This is a genomic window from Actinoallomurus sp. NPDC052274 (assembly GCF_040679475.1).
GTDB lineage: Bacteria > Actinomycetota > Actinomycetes > Streptosporangiales > Streptosporangiaceae > Actinoallomurus > Actinoallomurus liliacearum.
In genome coordinates, this window is sequence record NZ_JBFAUT010000021.1 from 31,117 (window position 1) to 49,867 (window position 18,751).

The 18,751-nt window shown below is 68.3% G+C and carries 16 protein-coding genes and 1 pseudogene; 8 read left to right on the forward strand and 9 right to left on the reverse strand.

Annotation, left to right across the window (positions count from 1 at the left end):
- Window position 1: 1 nt before the first annotated feature.
- Complete coding sequence (locus tag AB0K82_RS19520; protein WP_364398652.1) at window positions 2-1,492, reverse strand: hypothetical protein; 1,491 nt, start codon at window positions 1,490-1,492, stop codon at window positions 2-4.
- A gap of 226 nt (window positions 1,493-1,718) precedes the next feature.
- On the opposite strand from AB0K82_RS19520, the gene AB0K82_RS19525 reads away from it, so the two are divergent.
- A complete protein-coding gene (locus AB0K82_RS19525) occupies window positions 1,719-3,551 on the forward strand; it encodes an acyl-CoA dehydrogenase (protein WP_364398654.1) in 1,833 nt (610 codons plus the stop codon).
- A gap of 580 nt (window positions 3,552-4,131) precedes the next feature.
- On the opposite strand, the gene AB0K82_RS19530 is transcribed toward AB0K82_RS19525, so the two are convergent.
- Complete coding sequence (locus AB0K82_RS19530; RefSeq protein ID WP_364398656.1) at window positions 4,132-4,470, reverse strand: hypothetical protein; 339 nt, start codon at window positions 4,468-4,470, stop codon at window positions 4,132-4,134.
- Between the two features lie 186 nt (window positions 4,471-4,656).
- On the opposite strand from AB0K82_RS19530, the gene AB0K82_RS19535 reads away from it, so the two are divergent.
- The 5 genes and pseudogenes from AB0K82_RS19535 (at window position 4,657) to AB0K82_RS19555 (ending at window position 9,149) form a co-directional block, all read left to right on the forward strand.
- Window positions 4,657-5,952: a helix-turn-helix transcriptional regulator gene (locus AB0K82_RS19535; protein WP_364398657.1), complete on the forward strand. Its 1,296-nt coding sequence runs from the start codon at window positions 4,657-4,659 to the stop codon at window positions 5,950-5,952.
- A gap of 17 nt (window positions 5,953-5,969) precedes the next feature.
- A complete protein-coding gene (locus AB0K82_RS19540) occupies window positions 5,970-6,578 on the forward strand; it encodes a 2'-5' RNA ligase family protein (protein WP_364398812.1) in 609 nt (202 codons plus the stop codon).
- A gap of 42 nt (window positions 6,579-6,620) precedes the next feature.
- Window positions 6,621-7,154 (forward strand): annotated as a pseudogene (locus AB0K82_RS19545) (zinc-binding dehydrogenase); the annotation flags it as partial.
- 213 nt (window positions 7,155-7,367) lie between these two features.
- Window positions 7,368-7,646, forward strand: a complete 279-nt coding sequence (locus AB0K82_RS19550) for a DUF6210 family protein (protein ID WP_364398659.1) — start codon at window positions 7,368-7,370, stop codon at window positions 7,644-7,646.
- 147 nt (window positions 7,647-7,793) lie between these two features.
- A complete protein-coding gene (locus AB0K82_RS19555) occupies window positions 7,794-9,149 on the forward strand; it encodes a cytochrome P450 (RefSeq protein ID WP_364398661.1) in 1,356 nt (451 codons plus the stop codon).
- Window positions 9,150-9,173: 24 nt separating this feature from the next.
- Here the strand turns inward: AB0K82_RS19555 and AB0K82_RS19560 are convergent, their stop codons facing one another.
- The 4 genes from AB0K82_RS19560 to AB0K82_RS19575 form a co-directional block, all read right to left on the reverse strand.
- Window positions 9,174-10,268, reverse strand: a complete 1,095-nt coding sequence (locus AB0K82_RS19560; RefSeq protein WP_364398662.1) for an ABC transporter ATP-binding protein — start codon at window positions 10,266-10,268, stop codon at window positions 9,174-9,176.
- The gene (locus AB0K82_RS19565; RefSeq protein WP_364398664.1) at window positions 10,265-11,089 is read right to left on the reverse strand and encodes a carbohydrate ABC transporter permease; all 825 of its coding nucleotides are present in this window, start codon (window positions 11,087-11,089) and stop codon (window positions 10,265-10,267) included. Before AB0K82_RS19565 ends, AB0K82_RS19560 begins: the two co-directional genes overlap by 4 nt.
- A 64-nt stretch (window positions 11,090-11,153) precedes the next feature.
- Window positions 11,154-12,023: a sugar ABC transporter permease gene (locus tag AB0K82_RS19570; RefSeq protein ID WP_364398665.1), complete on the reverse strand. Its 870-nt coding sequence runs from the start codon at window positions 12,021-12,023 to the stop codon at window positions 11,154-11,156.
- Window positions 12,001-13,377, reverse strand: coding sequence for an extracellular solute-binding protein (locus AB0K82_RS19575; protein WP_364398667.1), 1,377 nt, complete (start codon window positions 13,375-13,377; stop codon window positions 12,001-12,003). The genes AB0K82_RS19570 and AB0K82_RS19575 overlap by 23 nt, the downstream gene beginning before the upstream one ends.
- Window positions 13,378-13,557: 180 nt before the next feature.
- Between AB0K82_RS19575 and AB0K82_RS19580 the strand changes: the two genes are divergently transcribed.
- Window positions 13,558-14,388 carry an endo alpha-1,4 polygalactosaminidase gene (locus AB0K82_RS19580; protein WP_364398668.1) on the forward strand — a complete coding sequence of 277 codons (831 nt, stop codon included), beginning with the start codon at window positions 13,558-13,560 and terminating at the stop codon, window positions 14,386-14,388.
- Window positions 14,389-14,727: 339 nt separating this feature from the next.
- Here AB0K82_RS19580 and AB0K82_RS19585 read toward each other — a convergent pair whose 3' ends face one another.
- Window positions 14,728-14,916 (reverse strand): hypothetical protein, encoded by a 189-nt coding sequence (locus tag AB0K82_RS19585; protein ID WP_364398669.1) that lies wholly within the window; start codon window positions 14,914-14,916, stop codon window positions 14,728-14,730.
- Between the two features lie 97 nt (window positions 14,917-15,013).
- On the reverse strand, window positions 15,014-15,469 hold the full coding sequence (locus tag AB0K82_RS19590; RefSeq protein ID WP_364398671.1) for a hypothetical protein: 456 nt from the start codon (window positions 15,467-15,469) through the stop codon (window positions 15,014-15,016).
- Between the two features lie 381 nt (window positions 15,470-15,850).
- Here AB0K82_RS19590 and AB0K82_RS19595 point away from each other — a divergent pair, with 381 nt between their 5' ends.
- Window positions 15,851-17,287, forward strand: a complete 1,437-nt coding sequence (locus AB0K82_RS19595; RefSeq protein ID WP_364398814.1) for an alpha/beta fold hydrolase — start codon at window positions 15,851-15,853, stop codon at window positions 17,285-17,287.
- A 225-nt stretch (window positions 17,288-17,512) separates the two neighbouring features.
- Here AB0K82_RS19595 and AB0K82_RS19600 read toward each other — a convergent pair whose 3' ends face one another.
- Complete coding sequence (locus AB0K82_RS19600) at window positions 17,513-18,709, reverse strand: histidine kinase (protein WP_364398672.1); 1,197 nt, start codon at window positions 18,707-18,709, stop codon at window positions 17,513-17,515.
- Window positions 18,710-18,751 lie beyond the last annotated feature (42 nt).

Consider the following 18,751-nt stretch of genomic DNA (forward strand, 5'->3'; position numbering starts at 1 on the left):
CTCAGGAGGGACGCAGCACCCGGGCGACGCCGGAGATCAGCGCGGTGGCCAGGATCCAGCCGGTGCCGGTCAGGGACCAGGCGAGCCAGCGGGACCACCCGACCGGGTCCCAGGCGGTGCGCTGCCCGAACGTCTCGATCGGCAGCATCAGGTCGAGCGTGTAGATCAGCGCGTGGAAGTGCGGTCGCTCGTCCGGCTGCTTGATCGTACGCGGGTGGTCGATGCTGAACACGGTGGTGCCGACGGCGACGAGCACGGCCAGCCACACGGCGGCGATCCAGGGCCGGTAGCCGTACCCGACCGTCCAGTCGAGCAGGACGCCCCACGCGCGGCCGATCGGCCCGAGGTGCCGTCGGCGGGCCCGCTGCTTGGCGAGCTGGCACTTGCGGGCCAGGTCCTCCCGGCCGATCCGGCGCAGCCAGGCGGCGAGCTGCTCGTACGGCTGCGGGCGGAACCCATGGGGATCCCGGGAGACCCAGTCGAGCCGCTGACCCTCCTCCGGATCCCCGCGCAGCGTCTCGTACACCAGGCCGTTGAGCCGTAGTTGTTCGGGCCAGACGTCGGGCCGGTCCAGGATGACGTCGATGCGCGAGTACCCGAGCGTGACCTCGCCCTGGATCGGCTCGCGGGGGACGAGGATCAGTTCCTTGACGTCGGCGTGGCTCAGGTGGAGGGCGCGCCGGCCGGGAGCGCGGATCGCGCCCTGGTCGAACGAGAGCGTGCCGTCGATCCGAGCGCCGCGCAGGCGCACCGGGCCCTCGGCGGTGAAGCCGGCGCTGCACTCCATGCGGTCCTGGACGATCATGTTGTCGCCGTCCATGGCGCAGGCGCCGTCGCGCAGCGTCGTCCCGTACATGAACAGGCCGCCCGTCATGCGGGAGCCGGTGAGGCGCACCTCGCCGATGATGTCGGAGTTGCGGATGTACGCGCCGGCGTCGACCGTGAGCAGGCCCGCGTACAGCGCGTATCCGCCGGGGTTGCGCAGGCGCACGTTGTTCATCCGGAATCCGCCGGACAGGGCCGCCCGGGTCAGCCGTACCTCGCCCTCGATCAGCGACTCGGACAGGCTCAGGTAGCCCTCCGCCTGAAGTCCGCCGCCGTCGAACCCGGGGAACGCGCAGCCGCTCAGGCGCATCTGCCGGGCACGGGCGTTGGAGAAGTCCGGTCGCTCCTCGAGGACGCAGCGCTCGAGACGGAGCTCACAGCCGACCGCGCCGCCGGAGACGTTCAGCACGCCGGTGATTCGCGCGCCGCGCAGGCGTACGGCGGGCACGTGGCCGGGCGCGGGCTCGCACGCCCCGAGCAGCAGCGCGGAGATCACCTCGGCCCGGATCGTACGGTCCGGGGAGCCGGTGGCGGGCGGCCGTTCGTCGCCGAACGACACGAGCGCGCCCGTCCGGTACGCGTCCCAGAGCCGCCGTTCGGAGCGGGTCAGCCGCAGTCGTCGCTCACCGTCCCGCCATGCGCGGACGGCGTTCCACCGATCGGCCACAGACGGTCATCGTAGGTCCTATTGATCACCAAGGCTGCGGCGAATGTCATACATCGCCCGGCGGGGAAGGGGCCGGGCTCAGGCAAGCCGCGATCGCCCGTTCGCCGCCGAACGCCCATATTCCGGTACACAGTTGTCTGTTCAGTTACTCACGGGTAGCATCATGTGTTACTGACTGGTACGTAACCCGGGTGCGATCCGCCCGCCCGAGAGCAACGGGGTGTTCATGGGCCACTACAAGAGCAACCTGCGTGACATCGAGTTCAACCTCTTCGAGGTCCTCGGCCGTCAGGAGATCCTGGGCACCGGGCCGTTCGGCGAGGTCGACGAGGACACCGCGCGCAGCGTCCTGGACGAGGTGAACCGTCTCGCCACCGGCGTGCTCGCCGAGTCCTTCGAGGACGCGGACCGGCACCCGCCCGTGTTCGACCCCGAGACGCACTCGGTCACGATGCCCGAGAGCTTCAAGAAGTCCTTCCGGGCCTACTTCAACGACGCCGAGTGGTGGCGCCTCGAGCTGCCGACCGAACTCGGCGGCATGAACGCCCCCCGCAGCCTGCACTGGGCCGTCGCGGAGCTCATCCTCGGCGCGAACCCGGCCATCTGGATGTTCTCCAGCGGCCCGAGCTTCGCCCAGCTCCTGTGGCGCATCGGCACGCCGGAGCAGAAGAGGCTCGCCGAGATGGCGGTCGAGAAGCACTGGGGCTCGACCATGGTGCTGACCGAGCCCGACGCGGGCTCCGACGTCGGCGCCGGCCGTACGAAGGCGGTCCAGCAGCCCGACGGCACCTGGCACATCGAGGGCGTCAAACGCTTCATCACCAGCGCCGAGCACGACATGGCCGACAACATCCTGCACTACGTGCTGGCCCGCCCCGAGGGCGCCAAGCCGGGCACCAAGGGCCTGTCGATGTTCATCGTGCCGAAGTACCTCGTCGACACCGAGACCGGTGAGCTCGGCGAGCGCAACGGCGTCTACGTCACCAACGTCGAGAAGAAGATGGGCCTCAAGGTCTCCACGACCTGCGAGCTCACCTTCGGCGAGAAGCACCCGGCCATCGGCTACCTCGTGGGCGACGTCCACGAGGGCATCAAGCAGATGTTCCTGATCATCGAGCAGGCCCGCATGATGGTCGGCACGAAGGCGATCTCGACGCTGTCCACCGGCTACCTCAACGCGCTGGACTACGCCAAGGAGCGCGTCCAGGGCGCCGACCTGACCAAGATGGCCGACAAGGCCGCGCCGCGCGTCACCATCACCCACCACCCCGACGTACGCCGCCTGCTCATGCTGCAGAAGGCCTACGCCGAGGGCATGCGGGCGCTCGTCCTCTACACGGCGACGTACCAGGACAAGGCGCAGCTCGCCGAGGCCGCCGGCGAGCCGGACAAGCTCGCCGAGAAGGTCAACGACCTGCTGCTGCCCATCGTCAAGGGCGTCGGCTCCGAGCGGGCGTACGAGGTGCTGACCCAGTCGCTGCAGACCCTCGGCGGCTCCGGATTCCTGCAGGACTACCCGATCGAGCAGTACATCCGGGACGCCAAGATCGACTCTCTGTACGAGGGCACCACGGCGATCCAGGGCATGGACTTCTTCTTCCGCAAGATCCTGCGGGACAACGGCGAGGCGCTGCAGCACCTCGCCGGGCAGATCAAGGAGTTCGTGGAGAGCGAGGCGGGCAACGGCCGGCTCAAGAAGGAGCGGGCCCTGCTCGGCAAGGCCCTCGAGGACGCCCAGGGCATCCTCAACCCGATGATCGGCTGGGCGCTCGGCTCGATGGAGCGGCCGGAGGAGATCTACAAGGTCGGCCTCAACACGACCCGCCTCCTCATGGCCCTCGGCGACGTCGTCATCGCCTGGCTGCTCTGCCGCCAGGCGGAGGTCGCGCTCACCAAGCTGGGCGGCGAGGTCTCCGAGGCCGACAAGGCGTTCTACACCGGCAAGATCGCGGCCACCCAGTTCTTCTGCGCGACCCAGCTGCCGAAGCTCGCCGCCGAGCGCGCGATCACCGAGGCCACCACGGCCGACCTGATGGACCTCCCCGAAGAGGCATTCTGACCAGACCACCTGACGTGCGCTCAAGAGGTTCCGCCGCCGGCCCGCCGCCGGCGGGACCTCCGCGCGTTGTACGGAGCGACCGGTCACCGCTGCGGATGGGGCGAAATGGGGAAACCGCATATGCCGGGTCCGTCCGAACGTCCAGTCCGGACGAAACACTCGGCATACCCAGGCCCAGCCCACGGACAGAAGCCGCACAATGCGCATCCGACGCCTGTACCCGAGCTGGCCGACCTGCCCGGGCACCGGACGGTGCAGAAGGCCGTCGCCCAAGCGGATGTGATCCCTGGCGATCGGTGACGGTAGGCCGCAGCAGACACCAGGGATCAAGGTCTCCGCGCTCCCAGTGCATCGCGTAATGCGATCGCTGTGGGCGCGACCTCGATCTGCTGCCGGCCTCGCACCGCTATCCAGGTGGATTTCCACGGATCGAACAGGATGCCCCACCGGGGGAACTCGGCCCTCAGCCGTGTCAGCCACACCCCTGGGTCGGGACCGTACGGTGTTGGGCGCGGGTTGACTTGATCGACGCGGGTGTCGGGTCCTTGAACGCCACGAGGGCCGTGACTCCAGGGGCCGGTCATGGCCGGCGATCGTGTTGCCCGTCGACGCGCAGAACCTTGGTGATCAGGGAGGCTGCGCGATCGAGCTCATCGGCCGGGCACATGTACTCGGTCTCCAGCGGTGCGTCGCGGGTGGGGCCGGTCCAGCACCGGTACCAGTGCAGCGACCCGCCGTCCGGCGCGATGGCCACGTACTGCGACAGGCCCGGGTTCATGACCTGCCCGCGCGGGTCATCGGTCGCCGACGCTGAGGGGTTCCACGCCACCAGCGCACTGGTCCCCACCCGCACCGCCAGGCCCTGGCTCTGTAGAGCCTCGGCGAGCTCATCGAGCCGTGCCCGGATCACCCGTTCCATTCGGTCCACCTCTGGTCGTGAATCCGTCGTCGAATCGGTCACTGTGGCGACCTCCCTGCCTTCGCTCGCGTAGCCGTCCGCTGACTTTCAGTGAAAACGATGTGTCTTGGCGAGCGGCAGGGGACAATGCGGGAACAAGGCAGAACACGCCCCCGGTGTTCCGGGACGTCAGCAGAGGTACTGGATATGTCCGCCGACACTCGCCGGCTGCACGCCGAGCGCATCCGTGCCGAACGCAAGGCTCGGGGCTGGGACAAACCGGAGATGGCGCGCCAGCTCGCGCGGGCTGCCGGGGACACCCGCGGCTCACTTCCTGATCACGAGTGCCTCCTCACCTATGTGAAGCGCTGGGAGCGTGGCGTCGTCGGCATCTCCGAGCGCTATCGGCTGCTCTACTGCCGCGCGTTCGGCATGTCCGAAGGGGACCTCTTTCCCGAACCGGCGAACATTTCGGAAGAACAACTGTCCTCGGCCGATATAGGAAAGCCGGTAATATCTGAAACGATCGAGTTTGCAGCCTGGCTTGAGCAGTCGAACGTGGGCGACACCACTATCGAAATACTGCGCGAAAACTCTCGACTGCTCTCTTACGAGTACCCTCGGCGCCCACCTCTCGATGTCATGGCCGATGCTGAACTGCTGCAGCGCGATGTCGTGGCCATTCTGCGGGCCGGCCGGCAGAAAATCAGTCAGACGAAGATGCTTCTCGGGGTGTCTGCGGAACTACTTGCCCTGCTGACGCTGCTCGCCGGCGATGTCGGCCGCTATCGTCTCGCCAGGGCTTACGGTCGCACCGCTTGGACCTGCGCGCAGGAGGCGGATTCGGATCCCGCTCGGGCCCTCGTCTTAATTGCTCAATCCAAGACGGCGTGTTGGGAGAATGAGTTCGCCGAAGCCACGAACCTCGCGGGCAGGGGGCTGCAGCTCAGTCCGGCCGGACCTCAAAAAGTTCTGTTGGCTGTCTCGAAGGCCACGGCCTTGAAGTCGCTCGGAGATTTGGAAAATGCTCAATGCGCCCTCGTCGCCGCGGACGGCGCCCGGGATGAGATCTCGTATCCCGACGAAAACGCCACTGCATGGTCGTGCCCCCGCGCACGACAAGCCACTTATGCGTTGCAGGTTCACCTCGGTGCCCGTAACCCTGATGCGATGCTGCGCGCCGCACAGGCTGCTGATGCCGCGTGGGCGTACGGAGATCCCTGGGTCTACGGCACTTGGGCACAAGTCAGGATCGGCGCCGCACTCGCTCATGTGCTGAATGGCGACCCAGAAGGTGCGGAGGCGGAGCTTGCTCCCGTACTTGAGATCGGTCCGTCCTTTCGGGTCGCCACGATCAGTGGTCGGCTGAAGGCGGCAGAGCGAGGGCTCGAAGACCGTCGTTATCGAGCGAGCGAGACGGCCAGGACTCTACGAGAGCGAATTCGAATCTTTCGCGCGGAGTCGTTGGATGCCAGGGAAGGCCTTACTCGGGAGGTTCGTTGAGTCCTCTGCCGGATAGGATGACAAATCATTGGTGGTGGCGCCCTGGCGTACGCCCGGGGCGCAGACTTTACGTGTGGCATATCTTGTTCGATGATCGCCCGGAAGTCGAAAGGGTAGTCGAGGAGTGTCGAGACCGTCTCGCTGTACTTCCGGGGCTGGATCTCGTGCCGACATCATGGCTCCACATGACGACACAGATCGTTGGCTTCGCGGATGAAATCAGTGAGGCGGAGCTGCACGACATGATCACTGCTGTTTCGGGTCGCATGCGATCGGTAGCGCCGACGAACGTCAGTCTTGGGCGTCCGTTGTTCCACAGCGAGGCGCTGGTCCTGGGCGTCGTTCCACGGGACGGTCTGGACGGGATTCGATCAGGGATCAGGCGGGCGGTCGCCATGACCGTACGTGCCAATCGGCTCGCTGACGACCCGGACTGGGTGCCACATCTTTCCGTCGCCTACAGCAACTCGGACACTTCAGCGGAACCGGTGATCAGCGCCATGCAGTCTCCACCGGCGCCGGTCGACGTACGGATCGACGCAATCAATCTCGTCAGTCAGGAACGCGTGGGCCACTCTTACGTCTGGGATCGCATCGCGACCGTTCAGCTCGGACCTGTCCGCTAAAGCTCAGCGGCCGCCGCCCGAACGCGTTGCGGGACGCTCGCGGTCCAACTGGCCCGCGAGTTCGGCGCGTCCCGCGTCATAGCGACCGCCTCGACCGCCGGCAAGCGGGCTCTCGCGCTGGAACCCGGCGCCGACGCCGCGGTGGACAGCGACCCCGACGGCTATCCCGAACGCGTCCGGGAGGCGAACGACGGCCGACCGGTGGACATCGTCCTCGACGCCAACGGTAGACCCGCCATCGCCGCCGGCCTAGAAGCCCTCGCCCAGTTCCGCCGCCTGGTGAGCTACGGCGACGCCTCCCGCAAGGGCCGCCCGCCCATCGACCCCGGAGTGCTCGCCGAACGCAACCTGACGGTGGCGGCGTTCTGGCTGTGCGCCGCACTCACCCTGCCAGGCGCCTACCACGATCCACTCCGGGAACTGCTCGCCCTGACCGCACAGGGCCGGCTCCGTCCGGTCGTAGGCTCCGAATATCCCCTGAGCGAAACCTGCCGGGCATTCGAGGCGAAGCCGCACACGCCGGGGCTGCTCGAACGTTCAGTCCGGCCGAAAGACTCGGTATGCGCGCGCCCATAGCGCCGGGCAGAAGCCACATAATGCACATCCGCCGCCCGGTCGCCGAGCTTTCGGTACGCAGAGTCCTGTCCGGGGTCGAACGGCGCCGAGGAAGTAGCCGCCCGATCCTGGGGATCGACGTGGAAGTCCGGGCTTTGGCGGTGCGCCGCGGCCTCGGGGATGCTCAGAACGGCCAGAGAGGCCGGCGAGTGACTGGCGGCCGTGGGCAATGTCATGAGTCGTCCCGTGCCCAGCCGTAGCGGGACTCGTAGTCGTCCTTTCATTCCCGACCTCTGGCCGGTGGCTGAGGCCGACCTTGGACCTCGTGAGTGCTCTTCACCTCGGCGTGCTCATACCTATCGGCCGTCGTACTACGCCGCCGGTTCGGCGAGTTCGGCGAGGACCTCGGTCAGCGAAGCCGACGACGTGCGGATCTCCGAGGCCGACGAGGCGTGGGTCCCGGTCCGTACGCCGGACGGTCCCGGAATCCTGGTCTGGTGCAACTCCGACTGAGTGTCGGCGGGGACCGAAACCCGCGCCCAAAATCGGTCATCTCACTGGAATCTGGGAATCACCGGCTGTAGCCTTTCGGCTCCTTGGCGCTGCCCGCGACCTCCTCTGCGGCAGAGGCTCCCCCAACCGCCCCTAAAAGGAGCCCAAGTGACCTCCGATCAGTTCGCCACCGGACCTTCCTCGGGATGCCCCGCCCACTCCGGCCGGCTGCCGCTGTACGGGCCGGAATTCGCCGCCGATCCCCACGGCACCTACGCCGCCCTGCGCCGGCACGGAGGCGCCGCGCCGGTCGAGCTGGCGCCCGGCGTGCCCGGCACGCTCGTCATCGGCTACCAGGCCGCGCTCGACGTCCTGCGCGACCCGATCAGGTTCCCCAAGGACCCCCGCCGCTGGCAGGCGAACGTCGCGCCCGACTGCCCGCTGCTGCCGATGATGGGCTACCGGCCGAACGCCCTGTTCACCGACGGCGCCGTCCACACCCGGCTGCGGTCGGCGGTGACGGCGAGTCTGGCGCAGGTGGACTCCAATGTTCTGCGCGGTTGGGTCGAGACCACTGCCGATTCCCTCATCGCACGACTCGCGCACGTCGGTCAGATGGACCTGATCAGCGAGTACGCCCGCGTCCTGCCGCTCCTGGTGTTCAACTCGATGTTCGGCTGCCCGTCGGTGATCGGGGATCGGCTGGTCGAGGGAATGAGCGGGATCTTCGAAGGCATCGACGCCGAGAAGTTCAACCTGATCCTGGGCGAGGCCGTCATGGAGCTGGTGGCGTACAAACGCGCCAACCCGGGTCCCGACGTGACCTCCTGGCTGATGGCCCACCCGGCGGAGCTGACGGACGAGGAGATGCTGAGCCAGCTCGTCACGCTCATGGGCGCCGGGACCGAGCCCGTGCAGAACCTGATCGCGAACACCATGTTGCTGCTGCTGTCCGACGAGCGCTTCGCGGACGGCCTGTCGGGGGGCAGCCTGTCCATCGAGGACGCGCTGGACGAGGTGCTGTGGACGGACCCGCCCATCGCGAACTACGCGGCCACCTACCCGCCGAAGGAAACGGACCTCGACGGCGCTTGGCTGCCCGCCGACCAGCCGGTCGTCGTCAGCTTCGCCGCCGCGAACACCGACCCGTCGCTGACGTCGGACGTACGGGCGGGCAACCGGGCGCACCTGGCGTGGGGCGCGGGGCCGCACACCTGCCCGGCGCAGAGCCAAGGACGTCTCATCGCCTCGGCCGCGATCGAGAAGCTCCTCGACAAGCTTCCCGGCATGCGACTCGCGGTTCCCGCCGACGGGCTGCAGTGGCGACCGGGGATGTTCCACCGTGCGCTGACGGCGCTCCCGGTCCGCTTCCCGCCCGTGTCGGTGCCCGCTCCCGTACCCGTGGCGACGGAGAAGCCCCCGGTCCCCCCGGCGCCGCTCGCCATGCCGGAGCGGCCGGGCTCCCCGGACACGGAGCGGCCCCGCTGGTGGCGCACCCTGGTCGGCTGGTGGCGCGGCCAGTGAGACGCGGAGGACCCGGCGGAGGGCTCAGGAGTCGTCGATGAGGTCGCCGTCGTCGGCGCGGTAGAGGAGGGTGCGGCCGGGCCGCGGGGCGACGCGGATGGTGGCGCCGATCGCCGGTTCGCGGTCCTCGGGGACGGTGAGCTGGACGTTCGGGCCCGAGGTCGCCAGTGTCACCAGGGACGTCGTGCCGAGGTTCTCGACGATCTCCACCTGGCCCTCGATGCCGTCCTCGGCCTCCTGGACGTACTCGGGCCGGAACCCGGCGATGACCTTGTCGCCGGGACCGACCAGCCCGGTGGCCTCCTCGGGGACCGGCAGCCGCAGGCCCGCGACGTCGATCTCGTCGGTCCACGAACTCGTCGGATCGCCGTCTCCGGGCACGCATTCGCCCTCGAGGAGGTTCATCGGGGTCGAGCCGATGAAGCCGGCGACGAAGATGTTCGCGGGTCGCTGGAAGACCTCGCGAGGGGTGCCGATCTGGCGGACGCGCCCGTCCTCCATGACGGCGATGCGGTCGGCGAGCGCGAGGGCCTCAGCCTGGTCGTGGGTGACGAAGACGGTGGTGACGCCGAGGTCGTGCTGCAGCTTCTTCAGGAACGTCCGGGCCTCCAGTCGGAGCCGGGCGTCGAGGTTGGACAGCGGCTCGTCCAGCAGGAAGACGGTGGGCCGGGCGGCCATCGCCCGCGCCAGCGCGACGCGCTGCTGCTGCCCGCCGGACAACTGCGCCGGACGGCGATCGAGGTACGGGCCGAGGGACAGCCCGGCGGCGGTGTCGGCGGCCTTCGCCCGGCGTTCGGCGCGCGGCACCTTCTTCAGCCGGAGCGGGTAGGCGATGTTGTCGGCCACGGTCATGTGCGGGAACAGCGCGTAGTCCTGGAACACCATGGCCACGTCCCGGTCGCCGGGCGCCAGGCGGGTGACGTCGCGCTCGCCGATCCGTACGGTGCCGGACGTGGCCGTCTCGAGCCCGGCGATCGTACGGAGCAGGGTCGTCTTGCCACAGCCGGACGGGCCGAGCAGCGCGAAGAACTCCCCGTCCGCGATCTCCAGTGAGAGGTCGTCCAGCGCGCGTACGTCGCCGTCGTAGACCTTCGTCACCGCCTCCAGTGCGACTCTCAACCTTTGATCCCTCCGTGGAAACGGAAGCCGTAGCGGCGGCTGACGAACAGGAACATGCCGACCACTGGAATGGAGTAGAGCAGCGAGAACGTCGAGATCAGCGCGAGGTCCGGCTGGCCACCCTCGGTGTAGAAGGTGTTGAGGGTGACGGCGGCGGGCTGCTTCTCCGGGCTGCGGTACAGCAGGAACGGCATGAGGAAGTTGCCCCAGACGTTCACCACCGCCCAGACGGCGATGGTGGCGAGGCCGGGCCGTACGTTCGGCAGCACGACGTGGCCGAAGACCTGCAGCGAGTTCGCGCCGAAGACCCGCGCCGACTCTTCATGCGAGCGGGGCATCGTGTCCATGAAGTCCTTCAGGATGAAGATGGCGGCCGGCAGCAGGCCGCCGGTCAGCACGAGGATCACGCCGAGGTCCTGGTCGAGCAGGTGAAGCCGGAACATCAGCTGGAAGATCGGCACCATCGCGGCGGTCCCGGTGATCACCGAGGACAGCAGCAGGAGCAGGTAGAGGATCGCGTCTCGGCCGGGCACGCGCACCTTGCTCAGGGCGTACGCGGCGAGCGCGGCGGCGGCGACGGTGAGCAGCATCGTCCACAGCGACAGCACGGCCGAGTTGTACAGCGAGGGCAGCGCGTTCGGGTCGTCGCCGAGCGCCCGGAAGTTGGCGAGCGTGAAGTCCGGCCACCGCACCGCGAACGTCGGATGCCGCGTGAACGGCGCGGTGACCAGCCACAGCATCGGCAGCGCGAAGAACGCCGTGACCAGGGAGACGAGCACGTAGAACCCGATCCGCCGCAGCACCGTCCGTACGGCCGTCATGGATCCTCCTTCGTCGGAGGAGTGACCGGAGGGGCTGTGCTGTCGATTCCCTCGCTTCGCTCGGTCATGGGCGCCTCCGGAGGATCCGCACGTACGCCAGCGCCAGCACGAGGTTGATCAGCAGCATGATCAGGGAGATGGCGCTGGCGAAGCCGAGCCGCTCGCCCGGCAGCGCGGTGAGGTAGATGTACACCGGCAGTACCGCGGACGCGCCGTGCGGCTCGCCCTTGGTGATGAGGTACGGCGTGAAGTCGTTGAACGTCCACAGACTGATCAGCAGCGTGTTGGTCAGAATGTGGCCGCGGATGTTCGGCAGGACGACGTCGCGCAACTGGTGCCATCCCCGGGCGCCCGCCAGCCGGGCGGACTCCAGTTGGCTCGGCGGCACGTTCGACAGCGCGGCCGAGAACAGCATCATCGAGAACGCCGTGCCCCGCCACGTGTTGAACACGATGAGCGCGCCCATCGGATGCTCGAACCACCAGTCGTGGCCCGGCGTATGCAGGATGGCGTTGAGCGTGCCGCCCTGGTCCTTCAGGAACGCGATCCACAGCCAGGCCACCACCACGCCCGGCAGGATCCAGGCGAGCAGCACGACCGTCTCGACCGTCGCCCGCACCCACGCCCTGGTCGCACGCAACGACCACGCCAGGAGGAAGCCGAGGACGTTCTGCCCGACGACGGCCGAGCCGAAGACGAACAGCAGCGTACGGCCGAGGGCGTCGCGGAAGTCCTTGTCGCCGAGCGCCCGCGTGTAGTTGTCCGTGCCGACGATCCGCGGGTGCGCGGCCGCCGTCCCGGTGAGCCGGTAGTCCGTCAGCCCCAGGTAGAGGGTCCACAACGCCGGCAGGATGAGGAACACCGTGATGAGCAGCAGGGCCGGGAGGACGAACGCCAGGCCGGCCCGCCGCTCAGCCGGTGCTGACGCTGCCACGGCCACCGACGGCCTGCTCGAGGTTCCGTTCGTACGCCTTCGCCGCCGCGTCGACGCTCCCGCCCGCCACCACGTCGCCGGTCGCCTTCTGCAGGGCCGTGGAGACCTGCGGGTACGCGGCGAGGCCGGGGCGTACGACGGTGATCGGCAGCACCTTGGTCGAGATGAAGTTCAGCAGCGGATCGCTCGCGAGCGTCTCGGTGTTCACGTCGGTGCGCGGGCTGATGCCGACCGCCGTGCGGCGCACCTCCTCCTTGACCGCGTCGTGGGACTGCATGAAGGTCAGCAGGTCCCAGACCAGCGCGGCGTTCTTCGTGTGCGGATTGATCACCCAGCCGCTGCCGCCGGACAGGCTGACGAAGTCCTGGCCGCGCACGCCGCCGCCGGGCCGCACGGCGGGGATCAGCGCGTACCCGACCGTCTGGTCCCGATCCTTCATCGGCGCCACCTCGGCGTTCGGGCCGACGACCTCACGCCAGAAGTAGTCGCTCTCCAGCAGCATGCCGACCTTCCCCTGGGCGAACCGCTGGAACGACTCGTCCCGGCCCTGCGGGTTCTGCTGCAGCCGCGGGTCGCCGAGTCCGCTGGAGTACACCTTCTTGTAGACGTCGAGGACGTCGCGGATCTGCGGGGTGTTCCCGAGCCACCGGCCGTTCTCGTAGATCTGGTGGCCGGTGCCGGCGAGCAGCGGCAGCACGCCCTGCATGGACGTGGCCTCCGACATCGCGGTGCCGGCGTTGAGCTGGATCGGTGTGACGCCCTTGACGCCCTTGAGCCGCCGGCCCGCGGCGAGGACGTCGTCCCAGCTCTTCGGCTGCCAGTCGGCGGGGAGCCCGGCCTGCTGGAACAGCTTCCGGTTGTAGAAGATCACGCGGCCGTCGGTGCCGCTCGGCAGGCCGTACCGCTTGCCGTCGAAGGCCATGATGTTCTGCACCGGCCCGGGGATCTGGGCGAAGCCGTCCCACTGGTTCGCGGCGGCGCCGACGGTCTGGTCGAGCGGCTTGATGTATCCCGCCTGGGCGAACTCACCGACCCAGATGCCGTCGATCTGCAGCAGGTCCGCGCCGCCGCCCGACTTCAGGTCGAGCGCCGTCTTCTCCTTGTACGGAGCGTCGTCCACGCCCGTCCCCAGGTAGCGGACGGTGACCTTCTTCCCCTTGCTCTTCTCGTACGCGGTGAACTTCGGGATGACGTAGTCGGTGACCCACGCGGCGCCGGCGGCGTTCTTGCCGCCCTTGACGCCGTTGGCGCTGATCCGGATCGTGGTCCCGCCGCCCCCGCTCGCCCCGCCCGAGCATCCGGCCACGATGAGGCCGGTCGCCATGACGGCCGCCGCCGCTCGCGTGATCTTCATGCCGCGCCTCCCAGGCAGGCTTTTCACGCTCTTTACTGAGATGTCGAAGGATTTCCACGATCACGGCGGCTCCACACCTGTAACCCAGGTCACAATTCGGGCTCAACCGGGCGCGAGTCAAGATCATCACTTGTCCCGAAATGCTGACGTTCCGGCGGCGTCCAGCTAGCTTGCTCACCTATGGCACTGAAATACGCGATCCTCGCGCTGTCCCTCGCCGCCGTCGCCGGCTGCGGCAGTTCGGGCGGCGCCCGCGACGTGGCCGCCCACGAGACGGCATCGGCGAAGGCGCAGGCGGCCTCGGCCTCCTGGTGGAAGCCGAAGACCGGCGTGAGCTGGCAGTGGCAGCTCAGCGGCAAGATCGACACGTCGGTGAACGCGAGCGTCTACGACGTCGACATGTTCGACACGCCCAAGTCGACGGTGACCGCGCTGCACGCCAAGGGCCGTAAGGTCATCTGCTACATCGACATCGGCGCGGCGGAGCAGGGCCGGCCCGACTACGCCAAGTTCCCCAAGTCCGTCCTCGGCAACAAGGTCGACGGCTGGCCGCAGGAGCGCTGGGTCGACATCCGGAAGATCGACGTGATCCAGCCGATCTGGGCGGCGCGTCTGGACCAGTGCAAGGCCAAGGGCTTCGACGGCGTCGAACCGGACCTGGCCGACGCGTACGCGAACAAGTCCGGCTTCCCGGTGACGGCGAAGCAGCAGCTCGCGTTCAACCGCATGCTGGCGAGCGTCGCCCACCAGAAGGGCCTCGCCGTCGGGCTGAAGAACGACCTCGACCAGATCCCGGCCCTGGTGAAGGACTTCGACTTCGCGGTGAACGAGCAGTGCGCCGAGTACGACGAGTGCTCCGCCCTCAAGCCGTTCATCACGGCGGGCAAGCCCGTCTTCCACGCCGAGTACGACCTGCCGCTGAGCAAGTTCTGCGCCGAGTCCAAGCGCCTGAAGCTCAGCTCCATCCGCAAGACCCTCGACCTCACCGCCAAGCGCCAGACCTGCCCCTGACCGACGCCCTGCCGGCCATACGTCCGTGAAGCTCGGGGAACAGGCCCCGGATGCGGATTATGCGGCTTTTCCTCGGAGTCTGTGCCCGCTTTCACCGAGCCTTTCGTCGCTGCAGGCGGACGCCGACGGCATCAAGGTGAGCGAACTCGCTGCACTACGGATGGACTCCAAGGAAGGCTGCGGGCCTTCCAGCCGCCGGGACTCACGTCTCGGCGGCTTCTCCATCTCGCGGCGCTCCGCCGACCGCCAGGTACGGAGACCTTGATCGCTGGCATCTGCTGCGTCCTATGGTCACCGATAACCAGGGATCACACGCTCGGGCGGCTGCGTCCCTAAGCTTCATCGGACGGGTCCGAGCTCAACGGTCGCGATGCGGTCCCAGACGTAAGAGTGGCCCACGCGCTCCTGGCTGACCAGATTGATCGCGTCGATCCGGACGTCGACCGGGGTCGGCGGGGACTGCATAGCCCTGATCACCGGTTCCGCTGGAGCCTCCGAGTTGCTGTAGGCGACGGAAAGACGGCTCATGGACGTCGCCGCTGTTCGATGGGCGCGGTCTGCGGCGTCATGCTCATCCCGGTGGCGACGACGGCAAGGGTGTCGACAGCGCTGCTGCGACGCGCGATCAGTTGTTCGGTTGAGGATGGATTTCAGGGCGGTAAGCGTAGACCGTGGTCCCCTGCTCCAGGACGTACCAGTCGGTCGTGCAGAGCGTATTGGTCTTGGACTCCTGACCGCTGGGCCACCACGAGGCGGTCAGGGTCGCCGGCGTGCGCGAAGGGGCGGCTCGGTGGCAGGCTGTGAGCGCTTTGGGATCGTCGAGGGTGAAGCGAAGTATGCGCTCCGAGCCGGTGGTGCGGATGGCCTCGGAGACCGAGCGCGCCTGGTCCGGTACCCAGCTCGGCAGTTGGGTCTGTCGATCGCTCTTGCCGGCCGTGGCCGTCGTATAGGAGACGGTCTTGACGTGTCCGTTCGTTTTCTCCTTGACGCCTTCGGAAAGACCGCAGCCGGTGAGGGCGGTTGCGGCCGCAGCCCCAATGGCCAGTGCGGCCGCCCAGCGGGCCGCCTTGTTCTCGTCCATGCCCTGAGTGAACCGTTCCCGGGCGCCTGCGGGCGTCCGTCACGCGGCTATTGTCGATCAGCCGGCGGGTGGACGGGCGCATGCGCTTCAAGTCGCACGCGCCCCCAATCTTCCATCCCAGGCGGTTGACCGGGGCCGGTTCGCACAATCCAAGGCACCGGGACTGGTCCTGATCATGGCCTCGTCCGGCGCTCTTCCGGCTGTTCCGTCCGCCCACAGGATGATCAGCCAATGCGACTGAGGTCGCATGAGGCCAGGGGGAAAGAGCCGTCTTCACGGTGACGTAGGCGCTGAACGCCATTCATTAGCTTTGGGGATTTCCGCGACTACTAGGAGACGTCAATGCTCAACCGGGCAATTCTGATGGCGGGGGCCTGCCTGATGCTGGCCCCTTCGATCGCCGCGTGCGGGGATGGAGCCGTTCGGGCAGAATCGGCGGGTGCCGCCGTACAGTCAAAGATCGTGTGGCGGCAATGCTCAGGTGGCCAGGGCGACGTGCAGTGCGGGACCGTCAGCGTGCCGCTGGACTGGAGCAGGCCGCGTGGACGCCGGATCCAGATCGCGATCGTCCGCCGGGCGGTCACGCAGCCGTCGCGACGGTTCGGCACTCTGGTCTTCCTCCCCGGTGGTCCCGGACAGTCGGGAGTGGACACGGTCGCGGGTCAGCCCGGTTTCGGGGGCCTGGAGAAAAGGTTCGACATCGTCAGTCTGGATCCGAGAGGCGTTGGCAAGAGCAGCCCGCTCACCTGCCCGACCCGCCAGGTCATGACGGCCGTCGGGAACCGCCTGCCGCGTACCGACCGGGAGTTGGCGACGCTGCGGGAGCGCAACCGCGCGCTGGCCGACGCCTGTCGGAAGGCCACGGGGCCGGTGTTCGACCACCTGGACACGGCGAGCGCCGCACGAGATGTGGACGCGGTGCGCACGGCGCTGGGAGAGCGGAAAATCAGCCTGTACGGGCACTCCTACGGCACGCTGCTCGGTCAGCAGTACGCCGCGATGTTCGGCGCGCACGTCCGGGCGGCGGTGCTGGACGGAATCATGGATCACAGCGCCCCGCGTCGCCGGTTCGCGGTGACGGCCGCCAACGCATTCGACGAATCCTTCGACCAGTTCGCTCGCTGGTGTGCCCGCACGAGTTCCTGCGCTCTCCATGGCAGTAGGCCGGCCGATGTCTACCGCCGGGTGGTGGCGAAGGCGCAGAACGGCGAACTGACCGGTACGGACGAATCCGGTTTCACATGGACGCCGTTCACCGTGGCCGGCGAAGTCGATGCCATGCTGTGGACGCCGTCCTGGTCGGCCGCGGCCAGCTTCCTGAAGACCCTGGACGCGGGGAAACCGTGGCCGTCCGACTCCGAGGGTGAGCTCCCGGCCACGATCAACTACGCCGATCCGATCGTCTGTCAGGACTTCGCGATGGGATATCCGAACGGGTCCGCCCTCCGTGGCGATCTCAAGACCTCTGCGATCGCAGCGCCGCTGGTGGGGTACTCGCCCAACGCCATGAAGTCGATCCTCACCTGCCAGGGCTGGCCCACCCCGGTGCGCAATCCCCAATCCAAGGCGACCAGCACCACGGCCGCCCCCACGCTCCTCGTGGAGAGCCGGTATGACAACGCGACCCCGGCGGCCTGGTCGCGCCAGGTCGCGCGACAACTGGGCCCCAAGGCCAGGTTGGTCATCCTGCGTGACTGGACGCACGGAATGAAGGTCTTCACCCCAGGGTGTGAGAGCAAGATGATCAACGACTACCTCGATGGTCTCCGGCTTCCCGACGCCGCTGTCCGCTGTGGCTCCACACCTCCGACCTCCTGAGCGGGGGTTAAGGCCCGGGCGAGCGTCGGAACCCGATCCGGCGCTAAGCCCTCCCCCGGGTTCGGCGGCCGCGTGCCTGAGTAAGCGGGCCGGAGACGATGGGTTAACGTAACGTCCCATTCCGGCCACCGCCACGGGTGCCGCGCGGCTGCCTGAACACGACCCCTCATCTGCGTGGGTCGATCCGTACGAGCTCCTGGTCGTCGACGAACAGCACCCTGATGGTCAGGCCTTGATCTGCTCTTTCACCGGCAGCCGCGCGACGACCTCGAAGCCGCCGCCCGGCGCCGGCTCGGCTCTCACCTGCCCGCCGTAAACGGCGGCGCGCTCGCGCATGCCGACCAGACCGTGGCCGCGTCCGTCGGAGAACGTGGCGCCTCGCCCGTCGTCGCGTATTCGTACCTCGATCGCCTGATCACCGTAGTGGAGTGCGACGTGCGCGGTGGCCGCCGGACCGGCGTGCTTCATGACGTTCGTGAGCGCCTCCTGCACGATCCGGTAGACGGCGAGCCCCAGCCCCGCGGTCAGCGGCACGGACTCGCCGCTGACCGCGAGCTCGACCGCGAGCCCGGCGGTACGTATCTGCTGGACAAGATCGGGGAGCTGGTCGACGCCCGGCTGTGGCACGAGCGTGGACTGGCCGTCGCTCTCGCGGAGCACCCCGAGCATGCGGCGTGTCTCCATGAGCGCCTGCCGACCCGTGGCGCCGATCGCCTGTATCGCCTTCTTGGTCCCCGTGGTGTCGGTGTCGACGGCGTACGATGCGCCGTCGGCCTGGATCACCATCACACTGATGCTGTGCGCGATGACGTCGTGCATCTCGCGGGCGATCCGGGCGCGTTCGTCGGCGGCGGCCGCTTCGGCCTTCGCGTCGCGCTCACGCTCGAGGCGCTCGGCGCGTTCTTCCAGGCCAAGGACGTACTTGCGCCGGGTGCTGACGTACAGCCCGAACAGCCAGATGGCCCCGATCATGACCGATCGGTGGCTCGCCGAGCTCCACTGAGCCTGGGGCGGGACCTGCTTCACCGCCCGCCAGACCGTCAGGACCATGCCGATCTCGGCGAACAACAACGCGGCAAGCGCCCACCGGAGGACGCACTGCGCCGCGATGGTGTACAGGGCGACGGGCACCGCCAAGTCGTACAGGGCGACATTGATGTCCGCGAGCCACTGGACGAGCGCCACCAGCGCGATGAATGCGAATACCGCCCGCGGCCACCGGCGCCGCCAGATCAGCGGCAGGCACATCACGACGGCCAGCGTGCCGTGGGCCGGGAGCGGGACCTCGCGAGGCAGGCCGTTCGGCATCAAGGTGACGTACCGGCCCCGCGAGAGCAGCGAGACCACGCAGAGCGCCAACGTCGGCATGAGGTCGACGAGCCACTGGTGCCGTCTCAGCCAGGCGAACAGTCGGGGGAGCATTGCTCTCAGCGTACTGATCGCTGGGTCTGCGCGCGTCAAATC